Here is a 19,199-nt window from a genome sequence, read left to right on the forward strand (position 1 = left end):
TGATCTTGAACAAGCGAGAGAAGCAAGCGGCGGACCGCGGGTTTAGTTGGAGTCATGGTGGGGGCCGTTCGGCTGCCGGGCGATAGAGCTCGGCTCCACGTCGTTGACGATGAGCGGGCCGCCGACCGCGACCTCCAGGCACTGCTTCCCCTTCTCGAACTCCGATCGATACAGGCTGCCGTCCGTCGGCCGGCGCGTCTTGATGCAGCGATGCCGGCGTTCGGCATCGGCTGGCGGTGGGGCAGCGATCGCGATGAGGCGAGGGGCATCTTCCATGCTCACCTCGATCGCGGAGGAAACTTCATCGACACCACCCACAAGCACATGGACGCCGACGGCGGCGCTGCCGACGCCCTTCAGCGCGCGCGAGAACGTCGCCGCCGCCAACGGATCGCTGACGGAGCGGGGCCTCGGCATTGCCGGCATGGTGAACGAGGCCGCGGCCGAGATCGGCAGGACGCCGGCGTAGATCGCGCTCGCCTGGACGCTGCTCCACCCGGCCGTAACCGCGCGGAGCGTGGGCGTGCGGAGGCCGAAGCAGGTCGAGGACAACCTGGCGCCCTCGACGTGCGGCTGACGGACGGCCAGCGCGCCCGACTCGACAGGCCAGCGCCGTCGAGCTCGCGTTCCCGCACGATTTCCTGGTGGTCGCTGACCCGGAGCGTGATGTTCGGCGACGTGACGATCGCCGCCCGGCATCGAGCCGAGGTGAGCCCCCTCGGGCGGGCTCACCTCTCGCGGTTCACAGCGGCCTGTCCTTCGCCGCCGCCTCGAGCCAGTCCGCGCACGCGCCGTCCTCGGCGGGCGGCTGAACGCCCCTGAGGAGATACCACGCCTCCCGGTGCTCCGCGCGGGCGCCGGGCGAGACGCGCTGCAGCGCGCCGAGCGACTCGATCTCGAGCATGTCGGCGTTCGTGAACGTCTCGAAGTTGCACCCCATGTCCGGGTACGTGGCGCCCTCGATGAACGGGAACCGCTTCAGGAACACGTTCCCGTGGTTCGCGTACGCCGCGTAGCCCTGGGTCACGAGCGCACCCACTTTCTGCGGCCCCTTGCCCGCGACCTGCCGCAGGCGGATCACGCGCTTGCCCCAGGTCCACCGGGGCTCGGCCATGTCGGTGTACGACCACAGCACGAGCGGCCGCGCCGGCAGGACGCGATCGGGGTGCGGGAAGAACGGCGCCTGCGGGAACAGGCACTCGCCGCCGCCCGCCATCACGGAGAGCGACCACGGGGCGAACTCGACGGCATAGGCGCTGTGGTTCTCGATCGCATGATCGATGACGAACCTGCCCGCCGCGGCGTCCGCCGCGATGCGGACCTCCTTCTGCATTCCGTACCTGTCCGGCGCGGTCCGGAGCACGAGCGCGCCGTTCTCCTCCCGGTGGTCGACCGGATCGTTGTCGGGCTGCAACGTCCGCTGCTCGTCCTCGGGGCCGATCCAGAGCCGGTGACCGCCGTAGAACCTGTAGTGGGTCCCGCCTGTCGCGCCCATGTCCTCGGGGATCTCGGAGAACTCGTTCGGACCGCCGATGACGCCGTACCGGATGATGCGCGGGCCGATGTCGAGCGTGACGACGAGCTCCGTGTCACCGCAGACGAGGCGCGCGGCGCGCTTCCAACCACCGTAAGGGATGATCTCCATGCCGGAGGTCTCGTACCGCAGAACCGGAGGGCGGTTCAACCCCGACGGCCGCGCCCGCTCCCACGCCATCGCCCTGGACATCCGGCGCCGGAGCCGCCTCGCCCCGCGAGCGGCGCGGCCGCTCAGGTGCCGCTGCCGGCGAGGCGCTCCGGGGGCGCGAAGTCGGCCGGGCGGCCGCCCAGGCCCATCGAGATGACGCGCCGCCAGCGGAGGTCGCCGAGGTCGAGCGCGAGATCCTGCAGGTGCGGCAGCGCGTGCGCGCGGCTCGACGCGGCGGCGATCGCGCGGAGCAGCGGCACGACGAGGGGCGAGCGCTGCCGGGGCACGCCGAGCTGCTCGGCGAGCTCGTCGCCCAGCACGGCCCGGGAGAGGCCGCAGGAGACGGCCATGAACCGCTCGGCGCTCCGGCGCTCGCCGTCGGTCCGCGCGCTGCGCACCCTGCGGGTGAGCAGCGCGTCCACGAGCATGCGCGAGTCGTGATCCGGCGCGCCCTGCGTCGCGAAGATCATCTCGGCCAGCCGTCGCGCCTCGGCGTAGGACCCGGGGATGAGCTCCGGCTCGACGCCGATGACGTGGGCCACGTAGCGCCAGAGGTGGACGAGGTCCTCCCTCTGGGCGGGCGCGAAGCGGTAGGCGAGCTTGTCGAGGCCGTCGATGACCGCGACCGAGAAGAGCAGCGCCGTCGCCACCATGTCGTGCTGGTTGATCGGCTCGCCCCAGAGGGCCGCCTGCCACCGGCCGCTCGCTCGGATGAGGCGCCGCACCTGCGCGTGCATGACGCGCACCTTGACGGTGATCGCGAAGCCCTCGCCGGAGCGGCGCATTCCGTTCGCCTGGCTCACGGCATAGACGAACCGGCTCGTCTCGGCGAGGCGGCGCTCGGCCTGCTCGCGGAGCCTCCCCGAGAAGACGAGCGGCTTGTTCCCGCCGGGCGACGCGTACCCGAGGATGAGCGACTGCATGGCGAGCAGGATCCCGCCGAGCACGCCCGTGCGCAGGAACGCCGCCCCGCCGCGGTTCACCGCCTCCCAGTCGACCCAGAGGGGCACGTGATCGACCGACGCGAAGAGCGCCCGCAGCTCGGCCGGGGCCTCTTTCACCGTGCGGTCATCGTTCATGCCGCGCGCGAGGGCAGCCTCCAGGAGGCGGAAGCCCTGGCCCGGCGGCATCGACGCGAACGCGTCCACGACGGCGTCGGCGACCGGATCGACGCGGAGCAGGAAGGGCCCCAGGCGATCGAGCTGGTCGCCGAAGCGACGTCGGGCGTCTGCGGTGTCCTGGAAGCGAGCGGGGATCGTCGCGTTCTCCATGGGCTGCAACAGGATATCCCTTGGCACACCGGCCGCGCTCCGCAAAGGCGACGCCGCACGAAGCGGAGCTCCGCGGATCACCGCGGTGAGATCGCGCGCCCCCGCTGCGCAAGGCAGAACCTGAGCCCCTCCCGCAGGCTGCGCATCGGGTTCAGCTCATCGAACGCGACGCCGATCGCGACGAGCGTCTCCGCGACATGACCGCCCAGGCCGGTGAGGACGCAGCGCGCGCCGAGGAGCTGCACCGCCTGAGCCAGCTTGATGAGGTGCTGGGCGGTCATGGAGTCGATGAGCGTGACGCCGGTCAGATCGAGGATCACCCACTCGACGTCGCTGTCTTCCGCCACGCGCACGAGGAGCCGCTCGGTCACCTCGACGGCGCGCACCGAGTCGAACAGCCCGACGAGCGGGAGCGTGAGGATGCCGTGCCATATGTCGATGATCGGCACCGAGAGCTCCCGGATCGCGCACTCCTGGCGCTGGATGGTGTCCAGCTGATGCTCGAGCTCGCGCTTCGAGGCGGCGAGCGCGGCGAGCGCCTGGCTCTTCTGCTGCGTGGTCGCGGAGAGCTCGGAGAGAAAGACGCGCAGAGCCTCCTCGATCACCCCGAAGGCGTCGTGTTCGACCGCCGCCAGCTGCTTCAGCGCGAGCTCGACCTCTCCCGTGGACGCGAGCGCAACCGCGTCGATGACGCGTTGCATCCGGCCTTGCTCGATGGAGATCATGTTCTCGGATTCTTGCATGGGCTCCTGTGGGCGCAGCAGCGGTTGACCGGTGAGGAAGCGGAGTCACCGCGCTCCTGCGCGGGGTGGACCTCGCCGGCCCGCAGGGGAGGACGTGCTCGCGATGACCTGGTCTTGTGCGCCCGATCGCACGGCTCTACGTGTCCCAACATCCTACCTCGCGCTCGGGCGTGTGAATCGACGTTCGACCAAGATGGGATGGATAGCCTATCCCCGGCGCCACTGAAATGAGCCTGGCCGGCTGATGCGCGCTTCCCCGCTGCCCGCTCTCGGGACCTCGTGTTCAATCGACCGAGCGAACGCAGCGAAACCCGGTCGAGACGTCACCTGCCTCACGATCATACGCCAGGCGGAACGTCGCTTTCGCCGTGCTGGCGGAGAAGTCCCACGATCCCCCCCGGAGCACGCCCTTGCTGCCGGTCGCCGGCACCTGGGGATCTGTCTGGGCGCCTCTGGCATACACGCCTGGGTCCCAGCCGTCGGCCACCCACTCCCAGACGTTGCCCGCCATGTCGAGCGCGCCCGACGGGCTCGCTCCGGCCTTGGCCGAGCCGACCTCCTGGGTGCCCCTGCCGCGCCCGCCGCAGCCCTGCCCAGGAGACCGGGATACGACCGCGTGCGCGCACCCTGGCGGCTCGTTGCCCCACGGGTACTCGCGGCCGTCGGCGCCGCGCGCGGCGTATTCCCACTCGGCCTCGGTCGGGAGCCGCTTGCCGGCGAAGGCGCAGTACGCGGCCGCCTGCGCCTGGTCGACGCACGAGATCGGGTGTTGCGACTTCGCGGGATCCGCCGCCGTGCAGAGCGCGCCGCGCTGCTCGACGTCGGCGTCGGTCGCGCGGGGGCCGTGCAGGCCGCTCGGCGTGCACCGGCCCGCGTCGACGCAGCGCTGGTAGGCGGCGACCGTCACCTCGGTGCGATCGACGTCGAACGCGCGGGTGAGCGTCACCTCGTGGGGCGGGCGCTCGGATTTGCCGCCCTTCGCGCTGCCCATCGTGAAGCGGCCCGCCGGCATCCGGACCATGTCGGGCGGGGACGGCGCCTTCACCGGGGGCGCGGTCAGGCCGCCGAGCGCGCGCGCCGGCGGCGCATCGTCGGGGGCGCGGTGGCGGACGAACGCGACGGCGCCTGCGCCGGCCGCGGCCAGCGCGGCCGCCGAGACGAGCGCGGGCAACAGGCGCCGCCGCGGGGCGGCCCTGGCGGCCTGGGGCGTGGGAGGGGGCGACGCCGGTTGCGGGGCTGCCTGCGGCGGCGCGCTCGTCGCCAGGCCACGCATCGTCGTGAGGGATGGCGCGGGCGGCGCGCCGGCGAGCGCGGTCCCGGCGGGCGCAGGCGCGCCGTCCATGGACGTGGACGCGAGCGCGCCGCCTTCATGCGCAGGGAGCGCGGCCGGCGGTTGCGCCGTGTCCGCCAGGCCCAGCGCGGCAGGGCCGGCAGCCACGCGCGCTGTCCCCGACACGCCCAGCGCCGCAGCGCCGGGCGCCGCGCCCGCGGACGGGCTGCCCGCTGCGAGCGCGACCGCGCCGGCGGGCGCGGCCGTCGCCATCGCGGCCTCGAGCGCTCCCCAGAGCTCGCCTGCCGTGCGGTAGCGCTCCCGCGGGTCAATCGCGAGCGCCCGGCTCACCACCGCCTCGACGGCGTCGGGCGCGCTCACGCCCGCGCCGCGCAGGCTCGGGCGGAACGCCGGATCGGTCGCGGCGATGTAGAGCTGCGTAACGTCGCTCCCGAGGAGGGCGCGGTTGCCCGAGGCGACCTCGATGAGCACCAGGGCGAGCGCGAAGACGTCGGTCCACGGCCCGGTCGCGCCGAAGCGGTGGTGAAACTGCTCCGGCGCGCCGTAATGGACGGTGAAGGCCCGGAGCGCGCTCCCTGTCTCGGCCATCGCCTGCGTCATGCTCGAGAGCTCGCCGAGCACCTTGGCGATGCCGAAGTCCAGCACCTTCATCGTGCGCCGGCCGCCGATCTCCGCGAGGAACAGGTTGGCCGGCTTGACATCGCGGTGGGCGACGCCCTGCGCGTGCGCGACATCGAGCGCGTACGCCGCGGGCGCGAGGAGGGCGACCGCCTCGGCGAGCGGGCGCGCCGCCTCGCCGCGGGCGCGCCGCTCGGCGATCTCGCGGTCGAGCGGCACGCCGTGGAGCCACTCGAGCACGAGATACGGCGTCCACTCGCCCGACGGCGAGACCGCGGCGCCGGTGTCGAGGGCCTGCACGATGCCGGCGCTCGCCCGGGAGAGGCGGTGGAGGAGCCGCCCCTCGTCGAGGAGCATCCGCTGGAACGACGCGCGCTCCGCCGGGGCCAGCGATCCGAGCAGCTTCAGGCACTTGACCGCGACCGGCTCGTCGAACCCGAGGTGCTGGCCGCGGTAGACGACGCCGAACCCGCCCTCGCCGACCACGGCGTCGAGCCGGTACTTGCCGCCGATCGTCGCGCCCACCCAGCCGAAGGGATCCGAAGGTGCCATCTCGCGGCGCGAGTCTACACCGGGCGCCCCGGCCGCGCGGAGCTCGCGCCGAGACAGGCGCCGAGCGCCCCATGCCGTCTGAGCCTCCGCGCCCGAGAGGATCCGGACGGATCCAGTGCGTGCCTGTGTCTCCAGGCCCCCTCAGGGCGCCCGCTCCTCGAACCCGCCCGGCCTCAGCGCCCGCTCGAAGAACGCGCACAGCTCCTCGTGCCGCGCACGCGCGTCCGCGCGGCCTATCTCGATGAGCCGCCCCGCGAACTCCCCGTCGAACAGCAGGTAGGACAGGAAGTCGGCCTCGCGCTGCTCGTCTCCCTCGGCGAGGCGCCGCATCACGCGGCCGAGCACGCTCGTGGCCCGCGCGCGGAACGCCGGGGATCGCACGAACTCCGCCGCCAGGCTGCCGATGTCCTTGGAGGCGCGGATGAGCAGCGACCGCATCGGCCGGAGCGCGCGCCCCGGCGGCAGCCCGAGCTCGTCGTTGAGCTCGCCGATGAAGCCCTCGCCATAGCGCCGCCGCCCCGCCTCCAGGATCCCGTTGATGCTCTCGAGCCGCGCCAGGTCGTTGTCGATCCGGTCGAGCATCAGCGCGTTCAGCGTCTTGCCGAGCAGGAAGAGGGGCCCGGGGAAGCCCGGCGCGTCGCGCTCGGCCGCGCTCGACGCGGGCTCGATGTACCGCGGATTGACCACGATCACGCCGTCGGCCCCGAGGCGCCGCGCGGGCGACAGCGGGACGTTCTGGCGCAGCCCGCCGTCGCAGTAGAGCTCTCCGTCGATGTTTACCGGGCGGAACAGGATGGGGAGCGCGGACGAGGCGAGCGCGTGCTGCGCGCGGATCGCGGTGGCGCGCGGGGAGATCGTCGGGTCGTGGCTCCAGGGCGGCAGGCCGGGCTCGCGGCGGTGGACGAAGACGACGGTGCGGCCGCTCTTGACCAGCGTCGTCGACACGGTCAGCGCCGACAGGAGCCCCCTCTCGAGGTGGCCGTCGATCCGCTCGAAGGGCACGGCCTCCGCGATCTGCCGCTCGAGGCCCGACGTGTCGAGGAGCGCGGCGCGGCCGCCGCTCGCGGGCGCGCTCGCGGCGCCCCCGCGGAGCAGGTCGTGCCCGACCGCGAGCACGCCGCGCACGTCGAGGCGCACGAGATCGTCGATGCGCAGGCGCGTCCACACCCCGGCGAGCCGCCGCGCGCGGCTCCGCGCCTCGTCCGCGAACGCGGCGAGCCCGCAGACGTTGATGGCGCCGACCGAGGTGCCGCACAGGATGTCGAGCGGCGCCTCGCGGCCGAGATCGCGAGAGACGTCCTCGAGGATGTGCTGCACCACGCCGACCTCGTAAGCGCCGCGCGCCGCTCCGCCGGCCAGGACGAGCGCGATCTTGGGGGCGCGGCCACTCCGGGTCGAGACGGGCGCCAGGTCAGCCATCGTCGCAGAGTACCATGATCGCCATCGCGACATGGGCCCTTTGGCGCGCGCTCGACCCGGAGCGCGCTCGACCCGGCGCGCGCGCAACCCGGCGCGCGCGCAACCCGGCGCGCGCGCAACCCGGCGCGCGCGTGCTACACCCGCCCTGAGCGCGGGCATGGAGGCGCGCGTTGACGGCGAATGACGGCAATCTACCTGGCCCTTGCCTACCTCCTCGGAGCGATCCCGACAGGCTACCTCTTCGGCCGGTTCGTCAAAGGGGTCGACCTCCGCGAGGTCGGCTCGGGGAACATCGGCGCGACGAACGTCCTGCGCGCCTTCGGCTGGGGGCCTGGCCTGGCCGTCCTCGCCGCGGATGTGGCGAAGGGCGCGCTCGTGGCCGGGCCCCTCGCGTCGTGGCTCTCCGTCGCGCCGGGCGGGTGGGTCGCCGCGGCGGGCGGCCTCACCGCGGTGCTGGGCCACGACTACACGGTCTTCCTCGGGATGCGGGGCGGCAAGGGCGTCGCGACGTCCTGCGGTGTCCTGCTCGTGCTGGCGCCGCGGTCCACGCTCGCCACGCTGGCCGTCTTCGCGGTCGTCGTGCGGGCGACCCGCATGGTCTCGGCGGGCTCCCTCGCCGGCGCCCTCGCCCTGCCCCTCTTCCTCTGGCTCCTCGGCGAGCGGGGCGCCCCGGCCCTCTGCCTCTCGCTGCTCCTCGCAGCGCTCGTCTGGCTCAAGCACATCCCGAACATCCGGCGGATGCTCGCGGGCACCGAGAGCACGATCTCGTTCGGGAGGCGGCGCGACGACGAGCGCGACGGCCCGCCGCGCGACGGCGAGCGCCGCTGACGGCCACGGCGTCGCTCGGCCGCCGAGCGCGGCGCTCGCTCACTTGGTCATGGTCTTCGTGAAGATCACCGCGCCTTGTTTGTCGATGAACTCGAACAGCAGGTTCCTCCCCTCGAACCGCAGGTAGGCGAAGCCCTCGGTCTTGTCCGTGAAGAAGAGCTGCCCCCGCTCGGTCGGGACCGAGGAGGAGACCGGGCGGGTCTTCGAGCCGGCGCCGCTGATGGGGAAATAGGTGTTCGGGCAGCCCTCGTCTCGCCCCTTGTCGATGAACTCGAGGTTGTGGTCGTGGCCGGCCATGTACATGTCGGCCTTGCAGTAGACGGCCTGCTGCAGGGCGAACATCCCGCTCATCCCGAGCGACGGGTTGTCCGAGGCGTGAACTCCGGACGTGTAGCGGGGGTGATGGCCAAAGACGATCTTCCACGTGGCGTCCGAGGCGGCGACCCGCGCGCTCATGTCGCGCGCCTGGTCATCGGAGGTGAAGTCGACGGTATCGATCCCGAAGAGATGGACGTCGCCGACGCGAACGTCGTAATACGAGGCGGGCATGTGCCACTTGGCGGTCAGCCGCATGCCGGGCCCGTCGCCCACGGGCAGCTGCGAATAGTCGATCTGCGCTTGCCGCACGCCGCTGCTGCTGGGGCCGTAGTCGTGGTTCCCCAGCACCGCGTAGAACGGGAGGCCGTTCAGCCCCGGCCTGTCGTAGGGCTGCTCGAACTTGGGGCCCCACTGCGTATCGATCGTGTCGACCACGCCGTGGTCGTAGAAATTGTCGCCGTTCATCATGACGGCGTGACAGCCCCCGACCTCGATGCACTTCTCGCTCATCCGATCGGCGACCTGGTTCTGCGCGAGGTTTCCCTCGCCGGTGTCGCCGATGGCGAGGATCCTGACGACATCATGGCGAGAGACGACGGCCCCGATGGCCTCTTCGCGGCCCGAGCCCGAGCCCGCTCCGGGGCCCGCGGCGCTCCCGCCGCTCGGCCCGGCGCCGATGCTCGCCGCGCCCGTGCTGGTCAGCTCATCGCCTGTCCCATCGTGCGCTCCCGCGATCGGGATCGGCACGCTGTCCGCCACGCCGCAGCCCGCGCCGAACGCGACGGCCGGCGACGCGGAGAGGACGAGGGCAACAACGGACTTCGTGGAGATCGCGAGAGGACGAGCTGCGCGGAGAGGCTTCATCTGGCGCTCATTGTAACCAACGCCGGTCTCCGATGATCACCCGCCCAAAGCTTTGTTCGCCCCGGCGCGCCGGCAGCCCAGAGCACACCAGCTCTTCCACCCAGACCGGACACAGGCGTCAACACGGTATCCGCGCCGCGGACCGGCCGGAGCCATCGCCGCGACGCGCGCGCTGATCCCCGATCCGCCCCCCGGATCCCCCTCCCCTTCCGACAGACCACCTACCGAATTTGAATATCACTTTCAATGTTGACAACGGAGCCAACCTGATCCGAGCGACGCCTCCTGCCCCGAGCCTGTACCGATGCGCAGCGCTCGCCGCTTTCCTCTGGTTCGACGTTCGCCAGGGAGAAGCCTCGTGAGCTCTCGCACGCCGCTCGCTGTCGTCCGCCCGCTCCATCGAGAGGGGATCCCGCGCGCCGGCTCAGTACACGCGAAACTGCCCGCTCAGCACCAGCAGCGAGAGCATGTGGAGCAACCTCGAGAAGTAGCGGGTCTCCCCGGTCGCCGGCGGCGTCGTCCACACGGCCTCGATGTAGTCGGCGCGATCGTCGTTCGTCGCGATCAGCCCGGTGACCCCGTTCATGAAGATGAGCGCCGACTCGGGCGTGGCGCTGAGCATCGCGCCGTTGATCTTGAAGACCGCGCCGTACTTGTCGATGCCCAGCTTCGAGAAGAACCCGAGCAGCCGGTCCGCCTCCTCCACTTGCCACGGGTCGACGCCGAACCAGACGTGGTCGAGCGCGAGGCTCAGCTGCGTGCGGTAGGCCTCGGAGCCGAAGTAGTCCCAGTTGAGCACCGGCGTGCCGTCGAAGTGGGCGCGCACCGGGATGAGCCCGGTGCTCGGGTGCGCGGCCCCCTGCCAGTGGATGCGCGCGCTGGCGGCGGCCTCGGACCAGAAGGGGTCGCGCATGGCCTGCGCCCAGAGCTCGTAATAGGCGGGCATCTCGATGGAGGGACGGGTGACGTCCGCCACCGAGACGTGCGGGTAGTCGTAGACGAGCTTCGTCGTCGAATCGAACGTGTTGGTAAACCCCGAGACGACCCCCCCGTTCAGGGCCTCCTTGTGGCGCATCACCTCGAGCAGGGCGATCGCGTCCCGCCCGTAGTCGATGGTCCCGGTGTCGCTCCCCCAGCGGCCGTGGGCGAAGAACAGCGCCATCGCGACCTGCTGGAGGCCAAAGGGATCGAAGCACGCCATCGGCATGCCCCCCGGGACGTCGCACCATGACACGAGATATCCCTGGCCGGGACCGGACTTGAGCTGGAGTGTGGACTTGGCGTATCTCCAGATCCGGTCGAACTCGTCTCGCTTGTCGAGCTCGACGGTGATGATCATCCCGAGGCCGATGCCCTCGGAGCGCACGTTATTGTGGTAGTCGTCCCAGATGTAGGCCTGTTCGGTGCCGGGCACCTGGTAGTAGACGGTCTCTTCGTCGCGATCGCCGTAGAAGAGCTGATCGAAGCTGTCCGCGATCTTGGCCGCGATCTCCTCGTCCGTCTTGCCGAGCACGTCACGGAACGCGTTGGGGTACTCGGAGGGGCCCGTCAGCGGGCCGAGCTCATCGCTGCTCATCCGGTCGTAGCCGAGCGAATCCACCGTGGTCACACACCCAGGCAGCACACACACCGCCATCCAGGCACCGGCGACGCCGGAAGCTGCGCGGAACGAACGGAGGAGGGCAGGGCGACGCATGACCCAGAGTTTAGTTGTTTACATAGCGCCGTACCCGGGAAGCAAGCACGCTGTTCGGATGCCGGCGAAGAAATGCCGCGGCGCGCTGCGAGGCAGCATCGGCGCGGCCGCTCTTCGCGAGCGCGTCGATCCGCAGGACCTCGGCCTCGAGGCTCAGCCGCCCGCGCGGATGCGCCCTGGAGTAGGCGTCCAGGAGCGAGAGCGCGCCTCGCGCGTTCCCGCTCGCGAGCATCGTGCGCGCCGCGTCCAGCGCGCCGAGCTCCGCCTCCAGGGCGCGGGGACCGGACGGCTTCGGATCGAGCCTCGTGGCCGCAGCGCTGCTGCCCCCCGCGAGCGCCGGGGCCATCGTCTCCTCCGCGAGAGCCTCCTCCGGCGCTGGCGCCGAGGCAGGCGCCTGCACTGGCTGCGCCGCCGTCTGCGCGACCGGGTCGGCGAGCGCGGGGCCGAAGCGGTGCGCCGCGGTGACGTCCGGCGCGTCTTGCCCGCGCCAGGCGAGGTAGCCCGCCGGGATGCCGGCGAGCATGCCCACCGTCGAGAGCGCGACGAGGATCTTGGTCCAGCCGAGCTTCATGGCGAGCGACGAGGACGTCGCGGACACCCCTGCAGCGGAGAGCGCCGCAGGCGCCGCCACGCTGGCCGAGAGGGCGGCAGCGCCGGCGAGCCCCAGCGCGGCCAGCGTCTTCGCGCGCGTCTCCGGTGACGTGGGATACGACGCGCCTGCGCTCAGCAGCGCGCGTTCGAGCGGGTTGTCGCTCTCCTCCAGTAGGCGACGTGGTTCCATCATCGTCTCACCTCGCTCGTCGAAACGAGCTCCAGCGCGCGGACGCGCTCACGAAAATCGGCCCTGGCCCTTCGCAGCCGAGAGGCCACGGTGCCCTGCGGGATCCCCAGCACGCCGGCGATCTCCACCATGCTCATCTCCTCGAACTCGTACAGCACGAACACGGTCCGCAGATCGGACTCCATCTGGTCGAGGACCTGATCGAGCATCTGTCGCGCGTGTTTCTGGCTGGTGAGCTGCTCGGGTGTCGCAGCGTCCACAACCTCCGGCGGCTCGGCCGCGGGGAACTCTCGCCGGCGCGCGGCGCTGCGGCGCGCGTGGGCGGCTACGTGAAGCGCGGTCTGGAGAAGAAAACTCTTCTCGGCGCCCGGCCGGACGTCGTCCAGCCGCTGCGCGGCGGCGATGAAGGTGCGCTGCACCGCATCGTCGATCTCGGCAGCAGGGGTCCCCGCGTTGCGGAGCACCCGCCCGATGAAGTCAAGATGAGCGTCCACCATCCGTCGCAGGCGCGCGTCCCGCTGCTTCACGTTTGCCGCCGATGGAGCAACGCTCGCCGGCTCGCTGTCAGGCAAAGCAGGCGATGTCATGACGTCGGCAACCATGCTCACCGCGAGGCGAGGCATGAGACCAGTGAAGAACGGACTCTACCCGGAAGCAATGGGCGACAGCCAGAGCGGAACATTGTCCTCGGGTCGGGGGGGGCAGCGCGCCTGCGGCCCAGCTTCCGGATGCCGTGCATGGGTCATAATTCCCAGCGCGAGTCGGAGTGATCACAGAATCCTGGCTTAGAAGTTGTGCACGATTCCAACGCCAACGAGCGGCGAGATCGCCGGCGTCTCGCCGACGGTTTCTGCAGACCACCCCATCGTGAACCGCCGGTGAACGAGCGGCACGAGGACGCCGGCCTCGAGCTCGAGGGCGGTCCCCCCGCCGAGGAGCGCAGCGGCGCGCGCGAAGCCTCCCGCGCTCCACCACGATCGCACGACGGACTCCGGGTTCGAGATACCTCGTCCCGCCGCCGCGAGCCAGCCGCCGGCGGCGACGACGCACGGCTCTGCGCTGACGACAGGGCCGAGCTGCCAGCGCACCGGGCACGCGGAGAGGGCCGCAGCCGCCCACTGGATGAGGACGCTGTCGCCGCCCGACAGCAGGTCGTTCCGGGCGTACATCAGCGAGAGGCCGAACGAAGGGCTCAACGGGCCCTCGACGTGCGGGGTCACCCGGGCGCCGAGGGCGCCGCCCAGGCTCACATGAGGTGCGACGACGTGGGTCACCACGGCGTGCGCGCCGAGCGCGAACTTGAGCGGCGGCGCCTCTCGCGGGGCGACCGGCGGCGCAGGGGGGGCAGCGGGCGGCGGCGGCGCAGGGGGAGCGAGGGGCGCGGTCACCTCGACCACCTCGTCGAGCGAGAGCGCCGCGGTGAGCGAGAGCGCCTGGACCACGACGTCGCACGACGTGGCATCGACGGTGCGCGTGTCGGTCTCGCCGCCCGCGTGAACGACGCGCAGCTCGCCGTGGACCCCAGCCCCGCCGCGGCTCAGCCGGACGCGGACACCCCAGCCGTCCTCTCCGTCCGCCGCGAGGCGCACGCGGTCCGACCGCGCACGGAGGCCCTCGTAGAACTGGTCGGCGGTCGAGCAGTCCGCCGGGGCATCGAAGTCGATGCGAATAGGGATCGGCGCCGGCGCCGCGGTGGCCGAGGACCAACCGAGGACGACGAGCTCGATGAGCGAGATGCCGTCACCGGAAGCCACGGGCCCGAAGGTGCCACGAACTGTTCGCAAACCGCCAGATGGTCATGCACCCAGCAGATGTGCTGCGTGCAAAAATCCAGGGGGCGACGCGGCGGGGTGGCGGCGCGCACACACACAGGCGCTGTGAGCTGCCTCATCGCGCGAACGCGAGGTCGCGCTCACGCTCCTCGGAGGCGCGCGAGCACCGCGCGCAGCGATCCGAGCTCCGCGTCCGCGCCGGTGAAGTCCGACGGCGCCGTCAGCGGCGACGGGACGACCCAGCACGTCAGGCCCGCGGCCTTGGCCGACCGGAGCCCGCGCTCGGAGTCCTCGATCACGAGGACATCGCGCGCCGCGAGCCCCAGCCGCTCGCAGGCGATCCGGTACGGCTCGGGATCCGGCTTGGCGCGCGCGTACTGATCGCGCGTGAGCGCGAACTCGAACCACCGCAGGAGGCCCGTCGCCGCGTGCGCTCGGTGGAACGGCTCGGGCTTGCTGCTCGTGACGATCGCCATGCGAAAGCGCGCGGCGAGCTCCGTGACGACCTCTCGCACGCCCGGCAACAGCGTGTCTCCGCCCGCCACGAGCTCGAGGTACCGGCGATCCCGCTCGTCGGCCAGCCGCCGCACGCCCGCCTCGTCGACCCCGCGAGCGCTGGCGAGGTGCCAGGCGCCGCGCGCCTCGACGAGGAACAGCTGGCGATAGTCGTCGATGGTGAGATCGACGCCGACCGACGCAATCGTCTCGCGCGTTGCCTGGAAGTAAAGCCCTTCGGTGTCGACGAGGACTCCATCGTTGTCCCAGAGGATGGCCTTGAACACGCCGGGCCTTCGTAGCGCCGCCCCTCGATGCCGGCAAGCGAGCCCGGCGGAAGCGGGCGCCACGCTTCGGCCTCTCACCGATCGGAAGGACGCGCGCACGCGAGCGCCACGCCGGCGCGATTCACGTCGTGGACGCCCGCGACGGCCACCCATCCGCCGGAACCAGCAAGGGTCCCAGCCGAGCGCATCGACGGTTTCCCTGCCGCCCTGCCTGTCGGTGGGAGACGCAACCCGGAGACAAACCGACGAGGCGGCGAGACGAGGCGAGGCGAGGCGAGGCGAGGCGAGGCGAGGCGAGGCGAGGCGAGGCGAGGCGAGGCGAGGCGAGGCGAGGCGAGGCGAGGCGAGGCGAGACCAGACGCGGAGAAGCGGAGACATAAGCGCTCGCGAGGGACAAAGTTCGTGACTGCGCCACCAGGGATGGTGCTAGCCTCGGTCAAGGCGGATAACACCAACGCATCCACCGAGGCGGTGCTCCCATGGGTGACAAATCTCCGAAGGCCAAAGAGCGACAGAAGAAGCAGGACACGGCGGAGAAGAACCAGAAGAAGGCAGCCGCGACCGCCAAGGCGTCGCCTGCTCCGGCCGCGCCCGCCAAGAAGGGCAAGTAGCCGGACCGAGCGGGGCCGCGCTCGGCGCGGCTCACACCCCGCTTCGACAGAGCTCCTCACCTCTCCCGTGGCTCGGCGCGCGCGTCGCTCGGCGCCGGGCCACGGACGAGCCTGATTTCTTCCACCGCAGCATCTTCCTGGCGCGGCGGCCTCGCGCTAGAGAGGGCCGAGCCGTGCGACCCACCCCGCTCCAAGCCGTCGCGCCGCCGCTCGCCGCGCTCGTGATCCTGCTGGCGCTCTGGGAGGCGCTCGCCCGAGCGCTCAGCGTCCCTGCCTACCTCCTGCCGCCCCCCTCGGACGTGGCGCGGGCGGGCGCGGTGAACGCCGCCGCCCTGCTCGCTGGCGCCGTCACGACGGCGAAGGCCGCGCTCGCGGGCTTCTTCCTCAGCGCCGCGGTCGGCGTGCTCGCCGCCATCGCGCTCGCCTCGTCGCGCCCGCTCGAGAGGGCGCTCTACCCCTATACCGTCTTCCTGCAGACCGTCCCGATCGTCGCCATCGCCCCGCTGCTCGTGCTCTGGTGCGGCCCCGGCCTGCGCGCGGTCGCGGTCTCGGCGTTCATCGTCTCCGTGTTCCCTGTCATCGCGAACACGCTCGCGGGCCTGCGCTCCGTCGAGCCCGCGCTGCGGGATCTCTTCCGGCTCTACGGGGCGGGCCGCTTCGCCACGCTCCGCAAGCTCGAGCTGCCCTCGGCGCTCCCCCACCTCGTGACGGGGCTCCGGATCGCGGCGGGCCTCGCCGTCATCGGCGCGATCGTCGGAGAGTTCGTCGCCGGCTTCTCGGAGGACGCCGCCGGCCTGGGCATCCTGGTCCTCTCCGCCTACCGCCAGCTGCGCACGGATCTGCTCTTCGCCGCCGTGCTGCTCGCCTCCGGGCTCGGCCTCGCGCTGTTCGGCGCCGTCGACCTCGCCGGCAGGCGGCTCTTGCGGCGCTGGCATCCTTCGGAGATCAATCGCTGATGCACTTCCCCGACAGCCGCCGGTTGTTCCTCCGACAGCTCGCACGCCTCGCCTCCCTCGCCGCCGTCCCCCTCCTCGCCCCCGCCTGCTCGCGCTCGCAGGCGCCGGAGGGCGACGGGCGCGCCTCGTCCGCGTCCCCGCAAGGCAGCGCGCCGGCCGCGCCTTCGCAGAGCGCGCCGGCCGCGCCCGCCCAGAACGCGCCGGCCGCGAAGGTGAAGCTCGCCCTCAACTGGGTCCCGGAGCCCGAGTTCGGGGGGTTCTACGCCGCGCGCGAGTCGGGCGCGTTCGCCAAGGAGGGGCTCGATGTCGAGATCCTCGGCGGCGGCGCCGGCGTGCCGGTCGTCCAGATGGTGGCCGGCGGGCAGGTGGATTTCGGCATCTCCGGCGCCGACGAGGTGCTCACCGCCCGCGCCCGCGGCGCGGACGTGCTCCCCCTCTTCGCCGTGTTCCAGACCTCGCCGCAGGCCATCATGACCCACGAGAGCCGCGGCGCGAAGAGCATCGCCGACATCCTCAAGTCGGGCACGCTCGCGATCGAGCCGGGGCTGCCTTACGCCGCGTACCTCAAGAAGAAGTACGGATTCAACAAGGTGAAGGTCGTGCCGTACGACGGCGGCGTCGCCCGCTTCGTCGCCGACAAGGACTTCTCCCAGCAGTGCTTCATCACCGCCGAGCCGATCGCGGCCAAGCGCAAGGGGAGCGATCCCGCCGCGTTCCTGGTGGCCAGCGAGGGGTTCAACCCGTACGTCGTGGTCGTGATCACGCGCGCAGCCCTCTGGAAGGAGAACCCGGAGCGCGTCCGCGCGTTCGTCCGCGCGACGCGCGAGGGCTGGCGCACATACCTCCAGGATCCGACGCGGTCCAACGAGATCATGGCCAAGCTCAACACCTCGATGGACGCGGAGACCTTCGTCGCCGCGGCCGAGGCGCAGCGGCCGCTGATCGAGACCACCGAGACCAAGGAGAAGGGCCTCGGCGTGATGACCAGCGAGCGCTGGGAGACGCTCGCGAAGCAGCTCGTGGACCTCGGCGTGCTCGAGAAGGCGCCGCCGATCGACGAGGTGCTCGTCGCGACGCGCTGAGCGGCGCGACAGGCGCGCGGCGCGACGCGCGGCGAGAGATCTCGGCCCGCGACTTCGTCTAGAATGTCGCACGCCGCGCCTCGTGGCGCAGCCGCGCCTCAACGCAAGGGAAGAACGCCCTCCATGGCTTCCACGCATCGACCTCGGGCCAGCCGGCTCCCGTTCGCCTCGCTGCCCCTCGCGGCGGCGTACGTGCCTGCCGCCGTCGCCGTCGCCATCGCCTTTGCCGCGTGCGGCGACGAGTTCACGGTGCGCCCGCCCGACGCGTCGACGAGCTCGAGCACCGGCGGCGGGAGCGGCGGGAGCGGCGGGGGCGGCGGCGGGTGTCCTGGAGGCGGCATGGTCTGCGGCGACGCATGCGTCGACCCGATGACGGACACGCGGCACTGCGGCGCCTGCGACGTCGCCTGCCCGACCATCGGCGGCGAGCCGACCTGCCAGGACGGGGTCTGCCAGTCGCCGGCGTGCGAGGAGAACCGCGGCAACTGCGACAAGGACCCCGAGAACGCCTGCGAGGTGGACCTGCTCACGAGCACCGCGCACTGCGGCAGGTGCGACAAGCCCTGCGGCGGCCAGTGCGTGCGGGGCGCCTGCGTCGTGCCCACGCACATCGCCGCCGGCACGGATTACACGTGCGCGGTGCTCAGCGACGGCTCGGTCTGGTGCTGGGGCAGGAACACCTGGGGCAACCTCGGCGACGGGACGCTGCAGCAGGATCGACCGTTCCCGAGGCCGGTCACGGGCCTCAGCGGCGCCGCCAGGGTCGCGGCGAGCATCTCGTCCGGGCGCGCGCACACCTGCGCGGTGCTGACCGACGGCGCTGTGGCGTGCTGGGGCGCGGGCAACAGCGGTCAGCTCGGCGACGGCGAGGCGACGAACTCCCCTTCCCCCGTGCGCGCCAAGGAGCTCGCGGGCGCGACCCAGGTCGCCGTCGGCGGGACCCATACCTGCGCGGTGACGGCGTCGCACGAGCTCTATTGCTGGGGCGAGGGCAGCTCCGGCCAGCTGGGCTACGGCGACGAGGTCGATCGGGTCGAGCCCACCGTGATGCTGGACGGCGTGGACTCGGTGAGCGCCGGCCTCTCGCACACCTGCGCCGGCATGACCGAGCAGATGGGCGAGCGCAGGATGAACTGCTGGGGCCACAACGAGAGCGGCCAGCTCGGCCTCGGCAACTTCAACCAGCAGAACACCCCGCAGCCCGTGGCGGGCCTCACCAGCGTCGCGCTCACGGCCGCGGGCGCCTTGCACACGTGCGCCGCGCCGGCGGGCGGCGTGGCCTCCTGCTGGGGCAAGGGAGAGCAGTTCCGCCTCGGGACTGGCCTTGTGAACCCTGAGGCGATTCCGCGGAAGATCCCGGACCTCGTGGACGTGACCCGGATTTCGCTCGGCGCGAGGCACTCCGGCGCGGTGCTGGCGGGCGGCGAGGTGCTCCTGTGGGGCGACAACGCGAAGGGGCAGCTCGGCAACGGCACGCAGGATCCGGGGCTCCTTCCGGAGACGATCGGGCTGACCGACGTGGTCGAGCTGGCCCTCGGAGATGACCACAGCTGCGCGCTCAAGCGCACGGGCGAGATGCTCTGCTGGGGTGACAACAGGAACGGGGAGCTGGGCGACGGGACCGTCGAGCCCCGGCTGGTGCCGACGCGCGTCGCCTGGCCGACGCAGCCTTAGCGCGACGCCTCGACCGCGGGGACCGCCGCGCGCCAGATGCTGCGCAGTCCCGCCGAGCCGTCGAGTCGACGGCGACGCCCTCGCGCCGCCGTCTCGCGGACGAACCGACGCGCGCGTTCCCGTCGGCTCACGCGCGGCGGGCCGGCAGGGCATCGCCCGACGCGCATCTGGCCTTCGGGAACATTCGGCAGCATTCACCAACACGCCACCAGGACGCGTTCTCCGCCCGTTGCACACATTCGTCGCCACGTACACTA

The 19,199-nt window shown here is 72.0% G+C and carries 17 protein-coding genes; 5 read left to right on the forward strand and 12 right to left on the reverse strand.

What is annotated here, in order from left to right:
* Positions 1-42: 42 nt before the first annotated feature.
* The 6 genes from WMF11_RS31325 to WMF11_RS31350 form a co-directional block, all read right to left on the reverse strand.
* Positions 43-552 carry a hypothetical protein gene (locus tag WMF11_RS31325; RefSeq protein WP_437973349.1) on the reverse strand — a complete coding sequence of 170 codons (510 nt, stop codon included), beginning with the start codon at positions 550-552 and terminating at the stop codon, positions 43-45.
* A gap of 190 nt (positions 553-742) precedes the next feature.
* Positions 743-1,645, reverse strand: a complete 903-nt coding sequence (locus WMF11_RS31330) for a hypothetical protein (protein WP_437973350.1) — start codon at positions 1,643-1,645, stop codon at positions 743-745.
* A gap of 122 nt (positions 1,646-1,767) precedes the next feature.
* On the reverse strand, positions 1,768-2,955 hold the full coding sequence (locus WMF11_RS31335; RefSeq protein WP_437979361.1) for an oxygenase MpaB family protein: 1,188 nt from the start codon (positions 2,953-2,955) through the stop codon (positions 1,768-1,770).
* A gap of 77 nt (positions 2,956-3,032) precedes the next feature.
* On the reverse strand, positions 3,033-3,698 hold the full coding sequence (locus WMF11_RS31340) for an STAS domain-containing protein (RefSeq protein WP_437973351.1): 666 nt from the start codon (positions 3,696-3,698) through the stop codon (positions 3,033-3,035).
* A gap of 283 nt (positions 3,699-3,981) precedes the next feature.
* Entirely contained in the window at positions 3,982-6,159 is a 2,178-nt protein-coding gene (locus WMF11_RS31345) for an SUMF1/EgtB/PvdO family nonheme iron enzyme (protein ID WP_437973352.1), read from the reverse strand.
* A gap of 141 nt (positions 6,160-6,300) precedes the next feature.
* Positions 6,301-7,578 carry a patatin-like phospholipase family protein gene (locus WMF11_RS31350; RefSeq protein ID WP_437542416.1) on the reverse strand — a complete coding sequence of 426 codons (1,278 nt, stop codon included), beginning with the start codon at positions 7,576-7,578 and terminating at the stop codon, positions 6,301-6,303.
* Between the two features lie 180 nt (positions 7,579-7,758).
* Here WMF11_RS31350 and plsY point away from each other — a divergent pair, with 180 nt between their 5' ends.
* Positions 7,759-8,406, forward strand: coding sequence for a glycerol-3-phosphate 1-O-acyltransferase PlsY (gene plsY, locus WMF11_RS31355; RefSeq protein WP_437902901.1), 648 nt, complete (start codon positions 7,759-7,761; stop codon positions 8,404-8,406).
* 39 nt (positions 8,407-8,445) lie between these two features.
* Here the strand turns inward: plsY and WMF11_RS31360 are convergent, their stop codons facing one another.
* The 6 genes from WMF11_RS31360 to WMF11_RS31385 all read right to left on the reverse strand — a co-directional run bounded on the left by WMF11_RS31360 (position 8,446) and on the right by WMF11_RS31385 (position 14,619).
* The gene (locus WMF11_RS31360; protein ID WP_437973353.1) at positions 8,446-9,588 is read right to left on the reverse strand and encodes a purple acid phosphatase family protein; all 1,143 of its coding nucleotides are present in this window, start codon (positions 9,586-9,588) and stop codon (positions 8,446-8,448) included.
* 424 nt (positions 9,589-10,012) lie between these two features.
* Positions 10,013-11,284, reverse strand: coding sequence for a glycosyl hydrolase family 8 (locus tag WMF11_RS31365; protein ID WP_437542420.1), 1,272 nt, complete (start codon positions 11,282-11,284; stop codon positions 10,013-10,015).
* 10 nt (positions 11,285-11,294) lie between these two features.
* Positions 11,295-12,068 (reverse strand): hypothetical protein, encoded by a 774-nt coding sequence (locus WMF11_RS31370; RefSeq protein ID WP_437973354.1) that lies wholly within the window; start codon positions 12,066-12,068, stop codon positions 11,295-11,297.
* Positions 12,065-12,592 carry an RNA polymerase sigma factor gene (locus WMF11_RS31375; RefSeq protein WP_437708658.1) on the reverse strand — a complete coding sequence of 176 codons (528 nt, stop codon included), beginning with the start codon at positions 12,590-12,592 and terminating at the stop codon, positions 12,065-12,067. The genes WMF11_RS31370 and WMF11_RS31375 overlap by 4 nt, the downstream gene beginning before the upstream one ends.
* Before the next feature lie 258 nt (positions 12,593-12,850).
* The gene (locus WMF11_RS31380) at positions 12,851-13,819 is read right to left on the reverse strand and encodes a hypothetical protein (protein ID WP_437973355.1); all 969 of its coding nucleotides are present in this window, start codon (positions 13,817-13,819) and stop codon (positions 12,851-12,853) included.
* A gap of 158 nt (positions 13,820-13,977) precedes the next feature.
* Positions 13,978-14,619 carry an HAD family hydrolase gene (locus WMF11_RS31385; protein ID WP_437542424.1) on the reverse strand — a complete coding sequence of 214 codons (642 nt, stop codon included), beginning with the start codon at positions 14,617-14,619 and terminating at the stop codon, positions 13,978-13,980.
* Between the two features lie 479 nt (positions 14,620-15,098).
* Here WMF11_RS31385 and WMF11_RS31390 point away from each other — a divergent pair, with 479 nt between their 5' ends.
* The 4 genes from WMF11_RS31390 to WMF11_RS31405 all read left to right on the forward strand — a co-directional run bounded on the left by WMF11_RS31390 (position 15,099) and on the right by WMF11_RS31405 (position 18,942).
* A complete protein-coding gene (locus tag WMF11_RS31390; RefSeq protein WP_269454198.1) occupies positions 15,099-15,230 on the forward strand; it encodes a hypothetical protein in 132 nt (43 codons plus the stop codon).
* 173 nt (positions 15,231-15,403) lie between these two features.
* The gene (locus WMF11_RS31395) at positions 15,404-16,186 is read left to right on the forward strand and encodes an ABC transporter permease (RefSeq protein WP_437973356.1); all 783 of its coding nucleotides are present in this window, start codon (positions 15,404-15,406) and stop codon (positions 16,184-16,186) included.
* Positions 16,186-17,268, forward strand: a complete 1,083-nt coding sequence (locus tag WMF11_RS31400; protein ID WP_437902906.1) for an ABC transporter substrate-binding protein — start codon at positions 16,186-16,188, stop codon at positions 17,266-17,268. Before WMF11_RS31395 ends, WMF11_RS31400 begins: the two co-directional genes overlap by 1 nt.
* 123 nt (positions 17,269-17,391) lie before the next feature.
* Positions 17,392-18,942 carry a hypothetical protein gene (locus WMF11_RS31405; RefSeq protein WP_437973357.1) on the forward strand — a complete coding sequence of 517 codons (1,551 nt, stop codon included), beginning with the start codon at positions 17,392-17,394 and terminating at the stop codon, positions 18,940-18,942.
* Positions 18,943-19,199: the final 257 nt, after the last annotated feature.

Source organism: Sorangium sp. So ce295, assembly GCF_051527405.1.
Lineage (GTDB): Bacteria > Myxococcota_A > Polyangia > Polyangiales > Polyangiaceae > Sorangium > Sorangium cellulosum_B.